This window comes from Dactylosporangium sp. NPDC050588 (assembly GCF_040654975.1).
Taxonomy (GTDB): Bacteria; Actinomycetota; Actinomycetes; order Mycobacteriales; family Micromonosporaceae; genus Dactylosporangium; species Dactylosporangium maewongense.
In genome coordinates, this window is record NZ_JBFAJA010000010.1 from 139,860 (window position 1) to 159,592 (window position 19,733).

The window sequence follows — 19,733 nt, forward strand, 5'->3', positions numbered from 1 at the left end:
CCGTCCCACCACCGATATCAGGGGGAGTCCCATCATGACCGACCGGCACGCGGAGCTTGACGCCGCGCTCGAGCGCGTGATCACGGCGGCCCGCGACCACCTTGCCGCGGTCAAGGCCGCCGACGGGCGGGCCGACGACGACGAGGTGTGGCGCGCCTATGTCGAGCTCAACAACGCCTCCAACGGCTACGACGAGCTCCTGCTCGACGCCTTCGGCGAGGTCACCCCGTGGGACGTCGAGGCCATCGACCCCGACGAGGCGGACCGCCAGTTCGGCGTCGGCATCGGCGGCGTCGACGGCACCGAGGCCGAAGACCCGCACCCGCAGATCATCTCCGTCCGCCAGCGCCGCGACTACCGTGTCCCCAGCGTCGCGGCCCTGCTCCGCCTCGCCGACGCCGCCCGCCGCACCAACCCCGGCGACGGCGACACCGCCTCCGTCGAGACGGTCGGCGAGGCCGTCCTCGAGCTGATGCAGGCCGGCGACGGCTCGCTCGGCGCCCTCGACATCCCCGAGCTGGAGTCCCTCGACGGCGTGGTCGTCGTCGCCGAGGTGGCCACCCCGCTCGACCCCGAGGCGTATGAGGACAACGACGGCACCGGCCCCTTCGCCGTCGGCGCCGAGGACCGCGTCGTCGACCGCCTCGACGAGCACGCGTTCGTCGAGCTGGACGAGGACCTCGACGAGGACGAGCCCGCCACGGGCGACGCCTCCGACAAGAACACCGAGCCGGCCGACCGCTGACCGACCGCCGCAGCCGGGCCCGCACCTGCCGGCCCGGCCGCGGCCGTCAGCCCGCGGCCGTTCGGCCGTATCTCGTCGCTGGTGCCGTCGCTCCAGACCACGTAACGGGGTCGGTGCCCGGCGGCGACGCCTCCGAGCCAGACCACCAAGCCCGCCGCCCGTCGCTGACCACGGCCCGCTCCGCTGCTCATGGCTGCCCAGCCTTCGACCGGGGCGGTGCGGGTCCGGCGGTGGGGCCGCGGGCGAATCTGGTCGGCCCTCACTGTCCTCGGTGGGCGGAGTCGGGTGCGGGCTCGCCGATCCATGTGGGTCACAGGTCAGGCCAGCACGGAGGTGGGGTTCTTCCGCCCGGCTGGGGACCCGGGCGCCGGGTGGCGTGGTCACCGTCCGTGTCGTGGTTGCGGTGTTGTTACCGGCAGCCGTTCTCGGATGGTCGGGCGCTGTTGAGGGTGTCGCTCGATGCTGCGTGCCGGTGACCGGTGCGCAGCAGTTCGTTCGCTGGCGTCGGTGCTGCCGGGCGTTGGTTGCGCCGCCGGGGCCTGTGATCGAAGTCGTGTGGTGGTCGTCTGGGCGGCCAGGGGTGTCCTTCGATCATGGTGGTGGGTGGTTGCGGTCTGTGCCGTGGTTGCGGTGATGTTCGCCGGCGGCTGGTCTCGGATGGTCGGGCGCTGTTGAGGGTGTTGCTCGATGCTGCGCGCCGGTGACCAGTGCGCATCAGGTCGATTGCCGGTGCTGCGCGGCCGGGGCTTGTGATCGAAGTCGTGTGGTGGTCGTCTGGGCGGCCAGGGGTGTCCTTCGATCATGGTGGTGGGTGGTTGCGGTCTGTGCCGGGGTTGCGGTCACGTTTCTCTGGCGGCTGTTCTCGCCTGGTCCAGTGCTGTCGAGGATGTCGCTCGATGCTGCGCGCCGGTAACCGGTGTGCATCGGTTCGATCGCGGGTGCTGGCGGTGGTTGTGCAGGTGGGGCTTGTGATCGAAGTCGGGTGGTGGTCGTCCGGGTGGCCGGAGGTGGCCTTCGATCATGGGGGTGGGCGCTGTCGGTCGTTGAGCGGGTCTGGGGGTGCGAGGACTGGTGGCTGAGTGGGATGTGTGGGAGCGGCGGAGTGAGGCGATCACCGGGATGCTCGGGGCGGGGATGGCTGTGCCGCCGTCGGGAGCGGTGATGGCCTCGGCGCTGGGGGAGGCGCGGCGGTGTGGGAGCGCCGGGAGCGCGGGGTGGGGATCGGCGAGTGGCTGGACGGGGAGATCCGGCTGCAAGGGATCCGGGAGAACGCGGCCGTGCTCGAGGTGCCGGAGTGGCGGGACGGGGCCGCGGCCAGGTATCGCGGGGCGCATCCTGAGCGGGCGGGGGTCCTCGAGGCGGTGCTGGCCGTCATCGGATAGGCGCCCGTTGTTCACCGGCCGTGGGTGGTCGGCGTGCGGCTGGGGCGCGCACGATGAGGGTGGATCGGTGGGACCGCGGGCCTACGTGCTGAGGCCGGGCATGGCGTCGCTGGTGAGTTTGCGGCGGAGCATGACCTGGCGGGTGCCGTCCGCGTAGAGGCGGACCCTGGCCAGCTCCCAGCCGCCGTATTCGGCCTGGATCGTCAACTGTGCGTTGGCGGTGAGCCGGTCGACGTTCGACGGCAGCCGCAACGGCACGTATTCGTAGTCCATGAACCGATATTGCTACGGCGAAATGCGCTGCACCAGCCCTTCAGCCGACCCGGCGACGGCGATGGTGCCGGTGGAGGGGTCGGCGGCGACGGCGATCGGGAGGCGGACGGTAGGGTGGCGCGCGACCTCGCGGGGGGTGCCGCCGCTCAGGTCGTAGCCGACCAGTTCGTTACGCTGGGTGACTGTGACCCACAGCACGGAGCGGGCGAAGGTGAGTGCGTACGGGCCGCCGGGGACGGGGTAGCGCTGGCGCAGGAGGAGCGGGCCGGTCTCGAAGACCAGGAGTTCGCCGTCGCGGGCGTCGAGGACCACGAACCTGCCGGTGTCGTCGGTGGTGACGGTGACGGCGCCGTCGCCGGCGCGGAGGCCTTCGCGGCGGGTGCCGGAGGTGGCGTCGTACACGGTGAGTGACGTCTCGGCGGGGTCCAGGACGCCGATGAGGTCGCCGGTGAGGGCCACGCTTCCGGGGCGGCCGCCGGTGTGGATGGTGCGGGTGACGGCGCCGGTGGGGGAGAGGATGATCACGTCGCCGAGGGTGGGGACGGTGACCGCGGTCCAGCCGGACGGGTGCACGGCGAGGGCGGTGCCGGGGGCCGGGAGCTCCCAGCGGTCCGCGGTGCCGCCACCGCCACCGACGGTCACCACGGTGCTGCCCGCCACGGCGCGGAAGCCGTGGCCGGACGGAAGGGCCACCACGGCTCGTACAGGATCCGATGTGGGCAACAGCGCAGTGCCTGAGGTGTCCAGAACGGCGAGGCCGGACGGCAGCCCGACCGCTGTCTGGGACCCGGAGACGGCGACGGCGGAGGCGGGTCCACCGGCCGGGGCGACGGTCCCGGCGGGTGAGACGGACGGTGCCGGCGCCCAGGTGGGGGTCGGGACCGTCGCGTCCGGGTGGCTGACCGGGGCCCCGGAGTCGCACGCGGCGAGGAGCGCTACCAGTACCAGGGACGACAACGCGGATCGGATCATGATCTGCTGATTATGTCTGCCGCTCGGGATAGCCCGACGTCGGAGCCGACACGTCGTCGAGGGCGGCGCGGATCTCGCGGGGCAGCTCGATCTCCTCGGTCTGCAGCGCGCCGAGGAGCTGGCCGACGGTGCGGGCGCCGAGGACGGGGGCGACGACGCCCGGCCGGTCGCGCACCCACGCGAGCGCGACCTCCAGCGGCGACACGCCGAGGCCGCCGGCGGCGGTGGCGACCGCCTCGACGATGCCGGCGCAGCGGTCGTCGAGGTACGGGGCGACGAACCGCTCGAAGTGCGGCGACGCGGCGCGCGAGTCGGCGGGGACGCCGCCGCGGTACTTGCCGGTGAGGACGCCGCGGCCGAGGGGCGACCAGGGCAGCAGGCCGATGCCGAGTGCGGAGCAGGCGGGGATCACCTCGCGCTCGATGCCGCGCTCGAGCAGCGAGTACTCGACCTGCGTGGAGACCAGCGGGGCGCGGCCGGGCCAGGCGGCCTGCCAGGTGGCGGCGCGGGCGGTCTGCCAGCCGGAGAAGTTCGACACACCCGCGTAGCGCGCGCGGCCGGTCTGCACGGCGGTGTCGAGCGCGCTGAGGGTCTCCTCGAGGGGCGTGTCGGGGTCGTACCCGTGGACCTGCCAAAGGTCGACGTGGTCGGTGCCGAGGCGTTCGAGGGACGTGTCCAGGGCGCGCAACAGGTGGCTGCGGGAGCCGTCGCGGCGGCGCGCCATGCCGGGTCGCAGGCCGGCCTTCGTGGCGATGACCAGCTCGTCGCGGGGCACGAGCCGGCCGACGAGGGCACCGATCACCGACTCCGCCTCGCCGTCGGCGTAGACGTCGGCCGTGTCCAGCAGCGTGCCGCCCGCGTCGCGGAACGTCTTGAGCTGGGCGGCCGCATCGTCGGCGTCGGTGTCACGGCCCCAGGTCATGGTGCCGAGGGCCAGCCGGGATACCGCCAGCCCGCTACGGCCGAGCGGTCGCTGTTGCATAGGTGGAACGATACGGCCGGATCCCACCGAAGGCGGGTAGGTGGGCCCCCCGCTACCCTTGGTGCCGCCCGTGCAGGGTCGCGCGGGGGACCCTGGGAGGCAGTTGTGCGGCTCGCGTTGAACCTCGGATATCTCGCGGCGTGGAATGAACCGGCCGGGCACCTGGCCCTCGCGCAGGAGGCCGACCGCCTCGGTTTCTCCTGCGTATGGGTGGCGGAGGCGTATGGGTCGGACGCCCCGTCGATGCTCGCGTGGTTCGCGGGCCAGACGGAGCGCATCGAGCTGGGCTCCGCGGTGTTCCAGATCCCGGCCCGGACGCCGGCGATGGCGGCGATGACCGCGGCGACGATCGACAAGCTGTCCGGCGGCCGGTTCCGGCTCGGTCTCGGCGTGTCGGGCCCGCAGGTGTCCGAGGGGTGGCACGGCGTCCGGTTCGGCAGGCCGCTGCAGCGCACCCGCGAGTACATCGACATCGTCAACCTCGCGCTGACCCGCAAGACGGTCGCCTACGACGGGCAGCACTACCGGCTGCCGCTGCCCGACGGCCCCGGCAAGGCGCTCAAGCTGACCCTGCACCCGACCCGCGACCACGTCCCGGTGTACCTCGCCGCGGTCGGGCCGAAGAACCTGGAGCTCGCCGGCGAGGTCGCCGACGGGTGGCTGGCGATCTTCTTCTCGCCCGAGTTCGCCGCGGAGTCGCTGAAGCCGATCGAGGCGGGCCGGGCCAAGGCCGGCAAGACGCTCGACGGTTTCGAGATCTGCGCCGGTGTACCAGTGGTCGTCGGCGACGACCCGCAGATGTGCGCGGAGCTGGTGCGGCAGTACGCGGCGCTGTACGTCGGCGGGATGGGCAGCCGGGAGCAGAACTTCTACAACGCGCTCGCCACGCGGATGGGGTACGGCGACGCGGCCCGCGAGGTGCAGGACCTGTACCTGGCGAAGAAGCACCGCGAGGCGGCCGCGGCGATCCCGTTCGAGTTCATCGACCGCACGTCGCTGATCGGGCCCGTCGAGCGGATCGCGGAGCGGCTCAAGGCCTACCAGGAGGCCGGCGTCACCGAGCTGGCGGCGCTGCTCTTCGGCGACCACGAGCACGGCACGCAGACCATGCGGCAGCTGATGCGCGCGTACGAGATGGCAGGCTTGTCCGCGTGACGACACTGCTCCTGCTCCGGCACGGCCGGACCAACACCAACGCCAGCGGGGTGCTCGCCGGCCACCAGCCCGTCGGGCTCGACGAGGTCGGGCAGGCGCAGGCGCTGGCGGTCGGGGAGCGGCTCGCCGCGGCGAAGCTGCCCCTAGCGGCGGTGGTGTCCAGCCCGTTGCCGCGCTGCCGGGAGACGCTGTCGCTGGCTCTTCCCGACTTTTCCGACATTTCGGTGGATGAGGGGATCGTTGAGTGCCGGTACGGTGACTGGACCGGCCGGCCGCTCAAGGAGCTCGCCAAGGAGCCGCTGTGGGCGACGGTGCAGGCGCACCCGTCCGCGGCGGTGTTCCCCGGACCCGACGGCGAGTCGATGGCCGTGATGTCGGCCCGTGCGATCGCCGCCGTCCGTACGTGGGACGCCAAGCTCACCGAGTCGCACGGCGCGGACGCGGTCTGGCTCGCGTGCAGCCACGGCGACATCATCAAGGCGATCGTCGCCGACGCGCTCGGCATGCACCTGGACCTGTTCCAGCGCATCGCCGTCGAGCCCGCGTCGGTCACGGTGATCCGGTACACCCCGCTGCGGTCCTTCGTCCTGCGGCTGAACGACACCGGTGGGGACCTGTCGCCGTTCGTCCCCAAGATCGACGAGGAGCCGACGTCGGATGCCGCCGTCGGGGGCGGTTCGGGCGGTTCCGTGTGATCTTGCTGCCTGGCGTGAGCGCTGACCGAAGCATGCGGATAGAGTTCTAGCATGAGCGGTCCGGAGCGTCGCGGACGAGCCGCAGCGCAGCGGAGGTGACGGTGTGAGCCACCAGGTGTATGCATTTGAGCCGCCCGAGCGGTTCGTCGCGGGGACCGTGGGCGCGCCGGGGGAGCGGACCTTCTTCCTGCAGGCGCGCGGCGGGGGGCGGCTGGTCAGCGTCGCCCTCGAGAAGGTGCAGGTGACCCTCCTGGCCGAGAAGCTCGAGGAACTCCTGCTGGAGGCGCAGCGCCGCTTCGGCGTCGACCTGCCCGAGACCGCGGCCGTCGACACCAGCGACAACGAGCCGCTCGACACGCCTCTCGACGAGGAGTTCCGGGTCGGCACGCTCGGCCTCGCCTTCGACGTCGACACCGCGACCGTGGTCATCGAGGCCATCGCGGTCGGCGAGGAGGAGGCCGAGGAAGCCGAGGACGAGGACGACGACGAGCTCAGCAGCGCCGACCGGGACCGGCTGCGGGTCCGGCTGACGCCGCAGGCGACCCGCGCGTTCATCGACCGGGCCAAGCGGGTCGTCGCGTCCGGACGGCCGCCCTGCCCGCTGTGCGGCCAGCCCCTCGACGCCCGCGGGCACCTCTGCCCGCGTCACAACGGCTACCGCCGGTAGACGCCGTGCCGGCATTGCCCCAGGACGAGGCGCTGGAGCTGCTCCGCCACGGCACCATGGAGATCGAAGGCCGGCTGATGGACGCGTCCAACGCGACCCTGCGGGCCGTCATCACGCACGGGTCGACCGTCGCCCGGTGCGTGTACAAACCCGTCAGCGGCGAGCGGCCCCTGTGGGACTTCCCCGACGGCACCCTCGCCGGCCGTGAGTACGCGGCCTGGCTGTTGTCCGAGGCCACCGGCTGGTCCGTGGTCCCGCCGACCGTCCTGCGCGACGGGCCCCTCGGCACCGGCATGGTCCAGCTGTGGATCGACGACGAGCTGCAGACCGACGACGCGATCCTCGGCTTCGTGCCCGCCGCCAAGGTCCCACGGACGTGGAAGCGCATCCTCAGTGCGCGCGACGAGCGCGGGCGCCCGTTCGTCCTCGCCCACGACGACGACCCCCGGCTCGCGCGGATGGCGGTCTTCGACGCCGTCGCCAACAACGCCGACCGCAAGGGCGGGCACATCATCGACACCGTCGACGGCCGCGTGTACGGCGTCGACCACGGCATCTGCTTCCACGCCGAGGACAAGCTGCGCACCATCCTGTGGGGCTGGGCCGGCGAGCCGCTGCCCGACGAGGCGATCGAGGTGCTGGAGAAGCTGCGCGCCCAGTACACCGCCGGGCTCGCCGAGTCGCTCTCGGACCACCTGACCGCGGCCGAGGTCGGCACCGTCGCGCTGCGGATCACCCAGCTGCTGCAGGAGAAGCGGTATCCGGCCCCCGACGAGGACCGCCACGCCATTCCGTGGCCGCCGATGTAAGGCCCTGTCTACGCTAGGTTCGTCACACCGGTTTCCCCGATGTTTCGGTCGTACCCCGCGGATAGTCTTGGCGGATGGACTCATGGTCGGCACCGGCGGTGCCCACACTGCCCCGCACCGCTGCCGGTGCGACCACCCTCGCCCTGTTCGACTCCGCGCGCCGCGAGATCGCGCCGGTGCGGATCGAGGGCAGGCCCGCCACCATGTATGTCTGCGGCATCACCCCCTATGACGCCACGCACCTCGGCCACGCCGCCACGATGCTCGCGTTCGACCTGGCCAACCGGGTCTGGCGCGACGCCGGCCACGAGGTCGACTATGTCCAGAACGTCACCGACATCGACGACCCGCTGCTGGAGCGCGCCGCCCGCGACGGCGAGGACTGGGTCGTGCTAGCGATGCGGGAGACCGCCCTCTTCCGCGAGGACATGGAGGCGCTGCGGATCATCCCGCCGAAGCGCTACGTCGGCGCCGTCGAGTCCATCCCGCAGATCGCGCGGCAGGTGTCCGCGCTGATCGCGAGCGGCCACGCGTATGCGCTGGAGGACGGCACCGGCGACGTCTACTTCAGCGTCGCGACCGCCCCCGGCTTCGGCAGCGAGTCCAACCTGTCCCGCACCGAGATGCTCCGCCTCGCCGCCGAGCGCGGCGGGGACCCGCAGCGTCCCGGCAAGCGCGACCCGCTCGACCCGCTGCTCTGGCGCGGCCTGCGCGAGGGCGAGCCCGCGTGGGACGGCGGCGACCTCGGCCCCGGCCGCCCCGGCTGGCACATCGAGTGCGCCGTCATCGCCCAGAGCCTCCTCGGCGACACCATCGACGTGCAGGGCGGCGGCAACGACCTGCTCTTCCCGCACCACGAGTGCTCCGCGGCCCACGCCGAGGCCCTCAGCGGCAAGACCCCCTTCGCCACGCACTACGTGCACGCCGGCATGATCGGCCTCGACGGTGACAAGATGTCCAAGAGCCAGGGCAACCTCGTCTTCGTCTCCCGCCTCCGCGGCGACGGTGTCGACCCGATGGCGGTCCGCCTCGCCCTCCTCGCCGACCACTACCGCAACGACCGCCAGTGGACCGACGACGTCCTCAAGACCGGCCAGCAGCGGCTCTCCCGCTGGCGCTCCGCCGCCAAGGCCTCCATCGGCCCGTCCGGCATCGAGCTGCTCGACCAGCTCCGCGACCGCCTCGCCGACGACCTCGACACGCCGGGCGCCCTGGCCGCCGTCGACGCCTGGGTCGACGCCACCCTGGCCGACGCCGGCGACGACCGCGACGCCCCCGCCGTGCTGCGCCTCGCCGTCGACGCCCTGCTGGGCATCAAGTTGTAGCCGGTTCCCACCGCCGACGCGCCGCCGGGCATCAAGCCCAGACCCACGTCGTTGAACCGGTTGAAGGAATTGCGCGGGCGGGCAGGCCTGATCGCCGCGCCCGGGTCCGTCGGACGCCCCGGGTCGCCGCCCGGCGGAGGCCCCCCGCCCGCGCTGCTTCGCTCCCGTGCCCCGGCCTTGCTACATCATGACCGGTCGCGAGGGCGCATGGTTCCTCGTTATTGCCAGCTCGCCCGCTCTGCTGGCCCGGCCCGCTCTGCTGGCCCGGCCCGCTCTGCTGGCCTGCCTGCCCGGCCTGCCTGCCGGAATGGTGCGGGGCTTGGTGGGCCACCGGGTCTGCCGGTCCCCTCGCATCGCCGCGGGTAACGGGCCGGTCTGTGGCCTCTGAGCGCCAAAACGACGGGGGAGCCAGAGCGGACCGGCTTCGGAGTCGCGGAGGTGTGGCAAGTGTTCGAGGACTGCGCGGCGGACGTTGCCGACCGTGAACAGCGCCGCGCCGGTGGCCAGCACCAAGGTTCACGACCGGTCTGACGATCTTGCCGCCGTCTCCGTTGTACGGCGGGCGTGCCACCCGGAGACCCGGACGGCTAGGTGGGGGACCCGGTTGCCAGGAGGGCGGCGAGCAGGGCGGCGGGGGCGGGAGGGTCCGGGGGCGTGCCGTAGAGGGCGGCGGTGACGCGGCGGCCCGGGCCGGGGAGTGGCTGCGCCCGGACGCCCGCCGAGCGGTGCGCGCGCAGCGCCAGGTCCGGCAGGATCGTGACGCCCAGGCCGGCGGCGACCAGGGCCTGCACGGCGACGTAGTCGTCGGTGGTGAAGGCGATCTCCGGCGTGAATCCGGCCGCCGCGCACCGCCGCACGAGGCTCGTCCGGCAGCGTTCGCAGCCGCCGATCCAGCGGACGCCGGCGAGGCCGGCCAGGTCGCGGGTCTCGGCGAGGCCGGTGACGAGGTGCAGCGGCTCGTCGAACAGCGGGGTCAGCCGGACGCCGTCGTCCGGGACCGGGTCGCCGGCGGCGTAGTCGAAGACGACCGCCAGGTCGACCTCGCCGGCCTTGAGCAGCCGCAGGGCCTCCGGCGGCTCGGCCTCCACCAGGTTCAACGCGACGCCCGGGTGCGACGCGGCGAAGCGGGCGGCGGCGAGCGGCACGAACGACCCCAGCGCCGACGGGAACGCGGCGAGCCGCACCCGGCCGGACGTCAGGCCGGTCAGCGACTCGAGCTCGGCCTCGGCGGCGTCGAGCCGGCCCAGGATCTCCTCGGCGCGCTCGGCGAGGAGCCGGCCGGCGGGCGTGAGGCGCACGCCGCGGCCGACGCGCTGCACGAGACACGCGCCGGTCTCGGCCTCGAGGCGCGACAGGTGGTGGCTGACCGACGGCTGGGCGTAGTGCAGCGCCTCGGCGGCGGCGGTGACCGAGCCGTGCCGGGCGACCGCGGCGAGCACCCGCAGGCGCGTCACATCCAGCATAGATCCCACCTATGAGTTTCCGAGAAACTCGGCATTGGATTTATATATGGTACCGGCACCAAGCTGGACCGCATGGTGAGTCTCAACGATGTGCTGCGTGCCCGGCGGGTGCTCGACCCGCACCTCCCGGCGACGCCGTCCTGGTCGTATCCGCTGCTGGACGAGGTCGCGGGCCGCCGGGTCGTGGTCAAGCACGAGAACGCGCAGCCGACGGGCGCGTTCAAGGTCCGCGGGGCGCTCAACCTCATGGCCGGACTCGGCGCGGGGGAGCCCGTCGTCACGTACTCGACCGGCAACCACGCCCGGGCGATCGCGTACGCCGCCCGCGCGTTCGGCGTCCCGGCGCACGTCGTGATGCCGGCCGGGGCCGCGGAGCTCAAGGTCCGTGCGGTGCGGGCGCTCGGCGCGACCGTGACCCTGCACGGGAACAACATGGCCGACGCGGAGGCGCACGCCGGGACGGTCGGCGGGCGGCTGGTCAGCCCGGGCGACGAGCCGGCCGTGATCGCGGGCGTCGGGACCGCCTACCTGGAGCTGTTCGAACGGCACCCGGACCTCGACACGGTGGTGGTGCCGGTCGGCAGCGGTACAGGAGCGGCCGCCGCCTGCGTGGTCGCCGCCGCGGTCGCGCCCGGCTGCCGGGTCGTCGGCGTGCAGTCCAGCGCCGCGCCGGCCGCGCACGACTCGTGGCGGTCCGGGGCGTGCGTGCGGCGGGACAACCGGACCAGGGTCGACGGGCTGGCGACGGGGCGCGGGTTCGAGCTGCCGCAGAAGATCCTGCGGGACCTGCTCGCCGACTTCGTGCTCGTCGACGACGACGCGATCGACGACGCCCGGCGGGTGCTGTCCGGCAGCGCGCACACCCAGGCGGAAGGCGCCGGTGCCGCCGCCCTGGCCGCGGTCCTCGCCCGGCCCGACCTGATGGGGGATCGGGTCGCGGTGATCCTGACCGGCGGCAACGCCGCGCCCGCCGAACTGTCGCGATGACCGCCCGCCCGGCCCGCCGCCGCGCGCCGGGCCCTGCGGAAGGCCTGCGGAAGGCCCGCGAAGAGCGCGCGGACAAGGCCCGCGAAGAGCACACGGAACGGGCCCAGCGAAGAGCGCGCGGAAGGGCCCGCGAGAAGCACACGGAAGGGGGCCGCGGAAGGGCCGCAAGGACCGAACGGAACCCCGTTGGTGTGATCCAGGACACCGTCCGGCGCGCGGAACCGACCGTTCGCCGATCCGTGACCCCACCGGTCAGCGGCCGGGACGCCGATCAGGTTACGTCGATCTACCTGGCCGCCCGCCAGGCGCGCACAACCCTCGTGAAGGAGGTTGGCCGTGACCGGTCCCGAACGCCCCGACACCCCCCGGGCCGCGGACAAGAGCCCGTGGAACTGGCTGTTGTTCATCCCGATCGTGCTGCCGCTGGTCACCGTCTGGTACAACGCCGACAGCCCCCGCCTGCTCGGCTTCCCCCGGTTCTACTGGATGCAACTGGCCATCGTCGCCGTCGGGGTCGGCACCACGACGCTGGTCTACCAGATGACGAAGCGGCGGTGACCGGCGATGTGGCGTGACCATCAGGTCGAGATCGCGATCTTCGTCATCCTGTTCGTCGGGGTGAGCGTGGTCGGCTTCGTCGCCGCCCGCTGGCGCCGCCCGGACAACCTCAACCACCTCGACGAGTGGGGACTCGGCGGCCGCAACTTCGGCGGCTGGATCACCTGGTTCCTCGTCGGCGGTGACCTGTACACCGCCTACACGTTCGTCGCCGTCCCGGCGCTGCTGTTCGCGGCCGGCGCGGCCGGCTTCTTCGCCGTGCCGTACACCGTCATCATCTACCCGCTCGTGTTCCTGGTCCTGGTGCGGATGTGGTCCGTGTCGCACCGGCACGGGTTCGTGACGCCGGCGGACTTCGTGCGGGCCCGGTTCCAGTCACCGACGCTCGCGCTGCTGATCGCGGTCACCGGGATCGTGGCGACCATGCCGTACATCGCGCTGCAGCTCGTCGGCATCGAGTCCGTGCTCAAGACGATGGGGGTGACCGGTGAGGGCACGATCGCCCGGCACCTGCCGATCATCGTCGCGTTCGCGATCCTCGCCGCCTACACCTACTCCAGCGGCCTGCGGGCGCCGGCGCTCATCGCGTTCGTCAAGGACACCCTGATCTACGTCGTCATCCTCGTCGCGGTGTTCTACCTGCCGTACAAGCTCGGCGGCTGGGGCGCCATCTTCGACGCCGCCGACGCGAAGTTCGACAAGACCCCGGCGGCGACCGACGGCATCCTCCTCAACGCCAACAACCAGCTGCAGTACATCACCCTCGCCCTCGGCTCCGCGCTCGCGCTGTTCCTCTACCCGCACAGCCTCACGGGTGTACTGGCGAGCAGGAACCGCGACGTGATCAAGCGGAACATGTCGGCGCTGCCGGCGTACTCGCTGCTGCTGGGCCTCATCGCGCTGCTCGGGTACGCCGCGATCGCCGCCGGCGTCACCCCGCTGAAGAACCCGAACGGCACCAACGACAACAACACCGTCGTGCCGATGCTGTTCGACAAGCTCTTCCCCGACTGGTTCGCCGGCATCGCCTACGCCGCGATCGGCATCGGCGCGCTCGTCCCCGCCGCCATCATGTCGATCGCCGCCGCGAACCTGTTCACCCGCAACGTGTACCGCGAATACCTGAAGCGCGACGCCACCCCGCACCAGGAGGCGACCGTGTCGAAGGTGACGTCGCTGCTGGTCAAGGTCGGTGCGCTGGTCTTCGTCGTCTTCGTCGACCCGCAGTTCTCCATCGACCTGCAGCTCATCGGCGGCGTCATCATCCTGCAGACCCTGCCGGCGGTCGCGCTGGGCCTGTTCACCAGGTGGTTCCACCGCGGCGCGCTGATCGGCGGGTGGGTCGCCGGGATGGGCCTCGGCATGTGGATGCTGTACCAGATCCCGAACGCCGCCACGAAGCGCGCCCACTTCGGCGGCTCGGCGTTCCCGCTGAAGGAGTTCGGCTTCGACTCGGCGAAGACGATCTACGTCGGTTTCGTCGCGGTCGCGGTCAACCTGATCGTCGCGGCGCTGCTCACGCTGATCCTGCGGGCCGCGTCGGTCACCGACGGCGGCGACGACACCAGCGCGGCGGACTACTTCGCCGACGAGGGCGACCCGCGCGTCGACACCGCCCGCCCGGCCACCAAGCCGGAGGTCGCCCCCGACCCGATCACCTGACCGATCACCTGAACAAGGCCCGGAAACGATGACGGCCACCCACCGACCGGTGGGTGGCCGTCGCCGTCGTCAGGGACGTCAGGCCGGCACGGGTGTCCAGGTGCGCTCGTTCTTCACGTCGGCGAGGGTGGCGCCGTCGAGGACCTTCGTCATCTCCGTGTCGGTCAGCCGTCCGCCGCTGCTGACCTGGATGTTCACGCCGCCGACCCACCGGTTGCAGAAGCCGTTGCCGCAGGTCACGCCCGGCGAGGGTTGCTGGTTGGAGTTGGCGGCCGGCACGACGTACACCACGAAGCTGCCCTTCGGGTCGGCGCCGTCCTCACCGCCGAACGGCGCCGTCAACCCGGCCGTCGGCAGGGCCGGGTTGCTGAACAGCAGGCCCGCGTAGTCGCCGTCGCGGGCCGCGGCGATCCCGTTGAGCCCCGTCATGGCGTGCATCGACGCCTCCTGCAGGCGGTATCCGGCCGGCACGTAGCCCAGCTTCACCGGCGCCTTCGCCGGCACCGGCGTCTGACCGCGCAGCCCGGCGGCGAGGTCGCGCAGGTCCTTCGCCGACGGGTACGCGGCGTCGTCGGAGCTGGCCTGGATCACCGCCCACGCGTCCGTGTTGTACTGCCACGCCAGCGTCCGCCGCGTCGCCCAGCCGAGGTACGGGCCGCCGGCCTCCAGCCCGGGCCGCCCGCCGACGGTCACCGGCTGCGTGCCGGTCAGCTTCGACGGGTCGTACGCACCGGCCCGGTACACGGTCAGGTACGCGTACAGCCTGTCGCCGCCCCGCGCCGGGGTGTCCGGGTCGGCGGCCTTGTCGGCGGTGGTCAGCCCGTCCGCGTACACGGAGGCGAGCTGGTACGCCGTCGACACGTCGACCGGCTGCGCCACCCGCAGCTTCCCGACCTTGTAACCACCGAACGTGAACGTGAACGGCTCCGCCGTCGCGGGCACCGGCTGGTTGTTCTCCGGGGCACCCATCTGGAGCTGCGTCTCCTCGCCGCCCCGTCCGAGGGCGGGCACGGCGACGGCGGCGGCGATCACCCCCAGCACCGCGGCCGCGGCGGCACCGGTCGCCACCCTGCGCCGGCGCTGGACCCGCCGGCCCGCCGCCAGGATCTGGTCAGCGTCTTGCCGCAGCGGCGGTGGCTCTGACGTCGCCAGCTCCACCAGGTCCTGCATCTGCATTGGTCCACTCTCCGAGTTCCGACGGTTCATCCAAGACCACGCCTCCGGCGGCGAGGGCCGCCCGGAGATTCGCCAGACCTCTGGTCGTCTGGCTCCTGACCGATGCGGCCCGGATCCCGAGCACCTCCGCGGCCTCCTCGGCCGTCATGCCCAGGTAGTACCGCAGCACCAGCACCGCCCGCTGCCGGACGGGCACCGCCTGCAGCGCCCTGCGTACGGTCAGGCGTTCGTCGGCGGCACCGCTGGGATCGGCCTGCGCGACGTCCGGCACCTGGTCGCCGGCGGACCGTTCCCGCCGCCACCACGGCCGCCGGGTCTCGTCGATCGCCGCCCGCACGACCATCGTCTGCGCGTACAGGTCCGGTCGGTCGAGCCGCGACCAGCGCGGATACAACTTGGCCAGGGCGTTGGCGACGGCGTCCTCCGCCGAGTGCCAGTCCCCGCACGTGACGTATGCCAGGTTTCGCAGCGCCGCCATCCGCGCCGCCACGAACTCCCGGAACCCGTCCGGATCGTCTGCCTTCAAAGGGCCGCTCCCTCCGCCGCGGATAGAACGGTCCCCGCCCACCCGAACGCTGCACGCCCGCCGGAACTTTTCCCGGATGTGCGGTCGCAAGTGTGCCGGACCGGCCTGACCTGCGGCGTCGCATCAGCGGCCGGTCGTCGTGCGACGACCGGCCGCGGCGGTGGGTGACCGGCGGAGGGTCCGGGTGGGGGCTAGCCGAGGGCCAGGTCGGGCTCGTCGGTGGGGAGGCCGGGGCGGACGCCGGGGATCTTGTATTCCTCGGTCAGCGAGGTCATCGGGCCCGGCCAGGCGGCCTGGGCGACCTCGATCGGCTTGTGCTCGGCGTCGTATGCGATGTGCAGCAGCACCAGGACGGGCGTGTCGGGGCGGATCTGCAGCAGCTCCGCCTCCTCGCGGGTGGGGAGGCGGGCGCTGACCTGGTCGCGGGCGCTCGTGTAGCGGCGGCCCGTCTCGGCCTCGACCTCCTGGTAGAGCGGGCGGTCGAACACGTCGGGGCGCTCGATGGACGTGCCGCGGACGTCGGCGGGGCGGAACCAGGAGGCGCCGACCTCGACCGGGGCGTCGCCGGTGCGGACGAGGTGGCGGCGGACGAGCAGGTGGACGCCGACGTCGATGCCGAAGGCCTCGGCGACGTCCGGGGGGCAGGGCATGGCGCCGACCTGCATCAGGTGCTGGCGGTAGCGAGCGGCGAGCTCGGCGTGGTAGCCGCGCTCCGCGCCATAGCGCCCGCGGGAGAGCCGGTTCATCCGGCGCTTCGTGCCGCGGACGAACGTCCCCGAACCGGGGCGGGTGATCAGCAGACCCTCGATCCGCAGCTGGTCGATGGTGCGCTGGACGGTCTGCTTGGCGACCCCGAACTGGGTGGCGAGCGACGGGATCGACGGCAGTCGCTCACCGGGGGCCCAGTCGCCACGGTGGATCCGGGCCCGGAGCTGCGCGGCGATCTGCCGGTGCGGGAACTCCGCGGCCCCCGGGTTGATGGTCATACCTAGAAGGCTAGCCTCCTAGGATGCTCTACGCAAGGCGAACCGGGTCACGGCAGGCGGCACAACTTCGCCACATCCTGGGAACTGGCTACTGAAGCATGGGAGCGGGGCTCGTACTGTGGCTGCATGCAGGTGACTCAGTCCGCGAAGCTGGCCAACGTCTGTTACGACATCCGCGGACCGGTCATGGCCGCCGCCAAGCAGATGGAGGCCGAAGGCCACCACATCCTGAAGCTCAACATCGGCAACCCGGCGCCGTTCGGGTTCGAGGCGCCGGAGGAGATCCTCCAGGACGTCATCCTGAACCTGCCCTCCGCCCACGGCTACGGCGACTCCAAGGGCCTGCTGTCGGCCCGGCGCGCGGTCGTGCAGTATTACCAGCAGAAGCAGGTCTACGGCGTCGACATCGAGGACGTGTACCTCGGCAACGGCGTCTCCGAGCTCATCGTGATGGCGCTGCAGGCGCTGCTGGACAACGGCGACGAGGTGCTGATCCCCTCGCCGGACTACCCGCTGTGGACCGCGTCGGTCAGCCTGTGCGGCGGGCGGGCCGTGCACTACGTCTGCGACGAGACCAACGACTGGATGCCGGACGTCGACGACATCGCCAAGAAGGTCACGCCCCGCACCAAGGCGATCGTCATCATCAACCCCAACAACCCGACCGGCGCGGTGTACTCGCGGGAGATGATCGAGCGGATCACCGAGGTCGCCCGCCGGCACAACCTGCTGGTCTTCTCCGACGAGATCTACGACAAGATCCTCTACGACGACACGACGCACGTGTCGACGGCCGCGGTCGCTCCGGACCTGCTGACGCTGACGTTCAACGGGCTCTCCAAGGCGTACCGGGTGGCCGGCTTCCGCACCGGCTGGCTGGTGCTGTCCGGGCCGAAGCAGCACGCGACCAGCTACATCGAGGGCCTGGACATCCTCGCCAACATGCGGCTGTGCCCCAACGTGCCGACGCAGCACGCCGTGCAGACGGCGCTCGGCGGGTACCAGAGCATCAACGACCTCATCCTGCCCGGGGGCAGGCTGCTCGCCCAGCGTGACACCGCGTGGCGGATGCTGAACGAGATCCCGGGCGTGTCGTGCACGAAGCCGCAGGGCGCGCTCTACATGTTCCCGCGCATCGACCCCGAGGTGCACCCGATCAAGGACGACCTGCAGTTCGCGCTCGACCTGCTCCGCAAGGAGAAGCTCATGGTCGTGCAGGGGACCGGGTTCAACTGGCACAATCCGGACCACTTCCGGATCGTGACGCTGCCGCGGGTGTCCGACCTGGAGGACGCGATCGGGCGGATCGGCCGCTTCCTCAGCACATACCGCCAGGTCTGACCAGCGTAGCCGCTACCAAGCGCCCGTCGCGGAAGGGCCGGCCTGGCCCCCGCGGCGGCGCAGGTACTTCTCGAACTCCTGGGCGATCTCGTCGCCCGACAGCGGCTGCAGGCCGGCGTCGCCGGAGCGCTCCTCCAGCTCGCGGACATACTCGGCGAGCTCGGCGTCCTGCTCGGCGGCCTGCTTGAGCCGCTCCTCCCACTCCGAGGACTCCTTCGCCAGGTCGCCGGTCGGCACCGGCAGGTCCAGGACCTCCTCGACGCGGTGCAGCAGCGCGAGGGTCGCCTTCGGGCACGGCGGGTTGTTGGCGTAGTGCGGCACGTGCACCCAGAAGGACACGGCCTCCAGGTCGGCGCGGGCGCACGCGTCGTGCAGGACCCCAACGATGCCGGTCGGTCCCTCGTACCGAGTGGGCGTCAGGCCGAGCCGCTCGCCGGCGTCGCCGGTGGTGGCGCCGCGGGGCGCGGAGCCGCTGACGGGCAGCGGGCGGGTGTAGGGCACGTCGGCGAGCAGCGCGCCGAGCAGCACGATCCGGCTCACCTCGAGGCTGTGGCAGACCTCGAGGACCTGCTCGCAGAACGTGCGCCACCGCATGCTGGGCTCGATCCCGCGGATGAGGACGATGTCACGCTCCGCGTCGGGCGGCGTGGCCACCGAGAAGCGGGTGGTGGGCCACTCGATGCGGCGGGTCTCGCCCTCGGACATCATCACCGTCGGCCGGTTGACCTGGAAGTCGTAGAAGTCCTCCGGGTCGAGCGAGGCGATGGGCTCGGCGCCCCATTCCTGTTCGAGGTGCTCGACGACGGCGGTCGACGCGTCGGCAGCGTCGTTCCACCCTTCGAACGCGGCAATCGCGACAGGGGAGCGCAGCACGGGCAGGCCGTCGAACTCGGTCACGGTCCCAGCCTACGTTGGACACCGCCGGATGGCTTGCCGGCCGCGCCCAGGGTGTCGATTTCCAAGATCACGTCCGCTCCGGGCGGCGGCGAATACTCTGGGTCGATGCGATGGCTGATGTACGGGGCGGGTGCGGTCGGCGGTGTGGTCGCGGGCCGGCTGGCGATGGCCGGGCACGACGTGGCGGTCGTCGCGCGGGGCGCGCACCTGGCGGCGATCCGCCGCGACGGGTTGACGCTGCGCCAGCCGTCGGGTGACACGGTCGTCAAGCTCGACGCGGTCGAGCACCCGGGGGACACGCACAAGGACGTCGTCGTGCTCGGCATGAAGAGCATGGACACCGCGGCCGCGCTGGTCGCCCTCGAAGGGTTCGACGGGCCGGTCGTGTGCCTGCAGAACGGGGTCGCCAACGAGCGCGCCGCCCTGCGGCACTTCGCCCGCGTGTACGGCGTCCACGTGATCCTGCCGGGCAGCCACCTGGAGCCCGGCGTGGTGACCGCGCACTGCGCACCGGTCCCCGGCATCCTCGACCTCGGCCGCTTCCCGTCCGGCAGCGACGCGACCGCGCAGGCCCTGGCCCGCGACCTGGAGTCGGCCGGGTTCGTGTCGCAGCCGCGGGCGGACATCATGCGCTGGAAGTACCGCAAGCTGCTGATGAACCTGGGCAACGCCGTGGAGGCGCTGTGCGGCCGGGTCGACGGCGTCGACGAGGCGGCCGAGCCGGTCCGGGCGGAGGGCGAGGCGGTGCTGCGGCACGCGGGGATCGACGTGGCGTCCGCGGCGGAGGACCGGGAGCGCCGTGGCGACATCATGCGCTGGCCCGGGGGAGCGGGGCGGGCCGGCGGGTCGTCGTGGCAGAGCCTGGCCAGGGGCACCGGCACCGTGGAGGCCGACTACCTCAACGGCGAGATCGTGCTGCTCGGCCGCCTGCACGGGGTGCCGACCCCGGCGAACGAGACGGCGCGGCGGCTCGTGCAGCGCGCGGCCCGCACGCACGACGGGCCGGGCAGCATGACCCCCGCGGAGTTCCTGGCCGCCGTGGACGCGGCCGTGACGTTGGGCACGAACGACGGACGGTGACCGCCCCGCTCAGGCAGGATCCGTCAGGTGGCTTCTGACGACCGGCTCGCGG

Annotated in this window: 20 protein-coding genes; 12 read left to right on the forward strand and 8 right to left on the reverse strand. The window is 72.4% G+C overall.

Annotated elements, in window-relative coordinates:
* The first annotated feature begins 34 nt into the window (after positions 1-34).
* Positions 35-745, forward strand: a complete 711-nt coding sequence (locus AB0I21_RS09075) for a hypothetical protein (protein WP_360559814.1) — start codon at positions 35-37, stop codon at positions 743-745.
* A 1,190-nt stretch (positions 746-1,935) separates the two neighbouring features.
* A complete protein-coding gene (locus AB0I21_RS09080; protein ID WP_360559815.1) occupies positions 1,936-2,127 on the forward strand; it encodes a hypothetical protein in 192 nt (63 codons plus the stop codon).
* An 81-nt stretch (positions 2,128-2,208) separates the two neighbouring features.
* On the opposite strand, the gene AB0I21_RS09085 is transcribed toward AB0I21_RS09080, so the two are convergent.
* The 3 genes from AB0I21_RS09085 to AB0I21_RS09095 are packed head-to-tail and all read right to left on the reverse strand — an operon-like array spanning position 2,209 to position 4,354.
* Complete coding sequence (locus tag AB0I21_RS09085; protein WP_327010753.1) at positions 2,209-2,400, reverse strand: DUF5703 family protein; 192 nt, start codon at positions 2,398-2,400, stop codon at positions 2,209-2,211.
* A 12-nt stretch (positions 2,401-2,412) separates the two neighbouring features.
* Positions 2,413-3,372, reverse strand: coding sequence for a hypothetical protein (locus AB0I21_RS09090; protein WP_360559816.1), 960 nt, complete (start codon positions 3,370-3,372; stop codon positions 2,413-2,415).
* Between the two features lie 10 nt (positions 3,373-3,382).
* Positions 3,383-4,354, reverse strand: a complete 972-nt coding sequence (locus tag AB0I21_RS09095) for an aldo/keto reductase (protein ID WP_360559817.1) — start codon at positions 4,352-4,354, stop codon at positions 3,383-3,385.
* A 105-nt stretch (positions 4,355-4,459) separates the two neighbouring features.
* Here AB0I21_RS09095 and AB0I21_RS09100 point away from each other — a divergent pair, with 105 nt between their 5' ends.
* The 5 genes from AB0I21_RS09100 (at position 4,460) to mshC (ending at position 9,005) form a co-directional block, all read left to right on the forward strand.
* A complete protein-coding gene (locus tag AB0I21_RS09100; RefSeq protein WP_360559818.1) occupies positions 4,460-5,509 on the forward strand; it encodes an LLM class F420-dependent oxidoreductase in 1,050 nt (349 codons plus the stop codon).
* Positions 5,506-6,204, forward strand: a complete 699-nt coding sequence (locus tag AB0I21_RS09105) for an MSMEG_4193 family putative phosphomutase (RefSeq protein ID WP_360559819.1) — start codon at positions 5,506-5,508, stop codon at positions 6,202-6,204. Before AB0I21_RS09100 ends, AB0I21_RS09105 begins: the two co-directional genes overlap by 4 nt.
* A gap of 103 nt (positions 6,205-6,307) precedes the next feature.
* A complete protein-coding gene (locus AB0I21_RS09110; protein ID WP_344502147.1) occupies positions 6,308-6,871 on the forward strand; it encodes a DUF3090 domain-containing protein in 564 nt (187 codons plus the stop codon).
* 5 nt (positions 6,872-6,876) lie between these two features.
* Complete coding sequence (locus AB0I21_RS09115; RefSeq protein WP_354902688.1) at positions 6,877-7,680, forward strand: SCO1664 family protein; 804 nt, start codon at positions 6,877-6,879, stop codon at positions 7,678-7,680.
* Between the two features lie 74 nt (positions 7,681-7,754).
* Positions 7,755-9,005 (forward strand): cysteine--1-D-myo-inosityl 2-amino-2-deoxy-alpha-D-glucopyranoside ligase, encoded by a 1,251-nt coding sequence (gene mshC / locus AB0I21_RS09120; protein WP_360559820.1) that lies wholly within the window; start codon positions 7,755-7,757, stop codon positions 9,003-9,005.
* A 587-nt stretch (positions 9,006-9,592) separates the two neighbouring features.
* Here the strand turns inward: mshC and AB0I21_RS09125 are convergent.
* Entirely contained in the window at positions 9,593-10,468 is an 876-nt protein-coding gene (locus AB0I21_RS09125; RefSeq protein WP_360559821.1) for a LysR family transcriptional regulator, read from the reverse strand.
* Between the two features lie 72 nt (positions 10,469-10,540).
* On the opposite strand from AB0I21_RS09125, the gene AB0I21_RS09130 reads away from it, so the two are divergent.
* From AB0I21_RS09130 to mctP, 3 genes are all read left to right on the forward strand, one after another.
* On the forward strand, positions 10,541-11,455 hold the full coding sequence (locus AB0I21_RS09130; protein WP_360559822.1) for a pyridoxal-phosphate dependent enzyme: 915 nt from the start codon (positions 10,541-10,543) through the stop codon (positions 11,453-11,455).
* A 336-nt stretch (positions 11,456-11,791) separates the two neighbouring features.
* A complete protein-coding gene (locus AB0I21_RS09135) occupies positions 11,792-12,013 on the forward strand; it encodes a DUF3311 domain-containing protein (RefSeq protein WP_360559823.1) in 222 nt (73 codons plus the stop codon).
* Between the two features lie 6 nt (positions 12,014-12,019).
* Positions 12,020-13,675 carry a monocarboxylate uptake permease MctP gene (mctP, locus tag AB0I21_RS09140; RefSeq protein ID WP_360559824.1) on the forward strand — a complete coding sequence of 552 codons (1,656 nt, stop codon included), beginning with the start codon at positions 12,020-12,022 and terminating at the stop codon, positions 13,673-13,675.
* A 78-nt stretch (positions 13,676-13,753) separates the two neighbouring features.
* Here mctP and AB0I21_RS09145 read toward each other — a convergent pair whose 3' ends face one another.
* The 3 genes from AB0I21_RS09145 to AB0I21_RS09155 form a co-directional block, all read right to left on the reverse strand.
* Positions 13,754-14,851: a hypothetical protein gene (locus AB0I21_RS09145; RefSeq protein WP_360559825.1), complete on the reverse strand. Its 1,098-nt coding sequence runs from the start codon at positions 14,849-14,851 to the stop codon at positions 13,754-13,756.
* Positions 14,787-15,377, reverse strand: a complete 591-nt coding sequence (locus AB0I21_RS09150) for a SigE family RNA polymerase sigma factor (protein WP_360559826.1) — start codon at positions 15,375-15,377, stop codon at positions 14,787-14,789. The genes AB0I21_RS09145 and AB0I21_RS09150 overlap by 65 nt, the downstream gene beginning before the upstream one ends.
* Positions 15,378-15,568: 191 nt before the next feature.
* A complete protein-coding gene (locus tag AB0I21_RS09155) occupies positions 15,569-16,363 on the reverse strand; it encodes a GntR family transcriptional regulator (RefSeq protein WP_344502155.1) in 795 nt (264 codons plus the stop codon).
* A 126-nt stretch (positions 16,364-16,489) separates the two neighbouring features.
* On the opposite strand from AB0I21_RS09155, the gene AB0I21_RS09160 reads away from it, so the two are divergent.
* Positions 16,490-17,704, forward strand: a complete 1,215-nt coding sequence (locus AB0I21_RS09160) for a pyridoxal phosphate-dependent aminotransferase (protein ID WP_360559827.1) — start codon at positions 16,490-16,492, stop codon at positions 17,702-17,704.
* A 12-nt stretch (positions 17,705-17,716) separates the two neighbouring features.
* Here the strand turns inward: AB0I21_RS09160 and AB0I21_RS09165 are convergent, their stop codons facing one another.
* Positions 17,717-18,601 (reverse strand): PAC2 family protein, encoded by an 885-nt coding sequence (locus AB0I21_RS09165; protein ID WP_344502157.1) that lies wholly within the window; start codon positions 18,599-18,601, stop codon positions 17,717-17,719.
* A 105-nt stretch (positions 18,602-18,706) separates the two neighbouring features.
* Between AB0I21_RS09165 and AB0I21_RS09170 the strand changes: the two genes are divergently transcribed.
* Complete coding sequence (locus tag AB0I21_RS09170; protein ID WP_360559828.1) at positions 18,707-19,681, forward strand: 2-dehydropantoate 2-reductase N-terminal domain-containing protein; 975 nt, start codon at positions 18,707-18,709, stop codon at positions 19,679-19,681.
* Positions 19,682-19,733: the final 52 nt, after the last annotated feature.

What these genes read in the sequence shown, in the direction of transcription:
- AB0I21_RS09075 (WP_360559814.1), top strand. Translation starts at nt 35, where the DNA reads ATGACCGACCGGCACGCGGAGCTTGACGCCGCGCTCGAGCGCGTGATC.
- mctP (WP_360559824.1), top strand. Translation starts at nt 12,020, where the DNA reads ATGTGGCGTGACCATCAGGTCGAGATCGCGATCTTCGTCATCCTGTTC.
- AB0I21_RS09125 (WP_360559821.1), bottom strand. Translation starts at nt 10,468, where the DNA reads ATGCTGGATGTGACGCGCCTGCGGGTGCTCGCCGCGGTCGCCCGGCAC.
- AB0I21_RS09155 (WP_344502155.1), bottom strand. Translation starts at nt 16,363, where the DNA reads ATGACCATCAACCCGGGGGCCGCGGAGTTCCCGCACCGGCAGATCGCC.
- AB0I21_RS09130 (WP_360559822.1), top strand. Translation starts at nt 10,541, where the DNA reads ATGGTGAGTCTCAACGATGTGCTGCGTGCCCGGCGGGTGCTCGACCCG.
- AB0I21_RS09095 (WP_360559817.1), bottom strand. Translation starts at nt 4,354, where the DNA reads ATGCAACAGCGACCGCTCGGCCGTAGCGGGCTGGCGGTATCCCGGCTG.
- AB0I21_RS09085 (WP_327010753.1), bottom strand. Translation starts at nt 2,400, where the DNA reads ATGGACTACGAATACGTGCCGTTGCGGCTGCCGTCGAACGTCGACCGG.
- AB0I21_RS09090 (WP_360559816.1), bottom strand. Translation starts at nt 3,372, where the DNA reads ATGATCCGATCCGCGTTGTCGTCCCTGGTACTGGTAGCGCTCCTCGCC.
- AB0I21_RS09145 (WP_360559825.1), bottom strand. Translation starts at nt 14,851, where the DNA reads ATGCAGATGCAGGACCTGGTGGAGCTGGCGACGTCAGAGCCACCGCCG.
- mshC (WP_360559820.1), top strand. Translation starts at nt 7,755, where the DNA reads ATGGACTCATGGTCGGCACCGGCGGTGCCCACACTGCCCCGCACCGCT.
- AB0I21_RS09160 (WP_360559827.1), top strand. Translation starts at nt 16,490, where the DNA reads ATGCAGGTGACTCAGTCCGCGAAGCTGGCCAACGTCTGTTACGACATC.
- AB0I21_RS09170 (WP_360559828.1), top strand. Translation starts at nt 18,707, where the DNA reads ATGCGATGGCTGATGTACGGGGCGGGTGCGGTCGGCGGTGTGGTCGCG.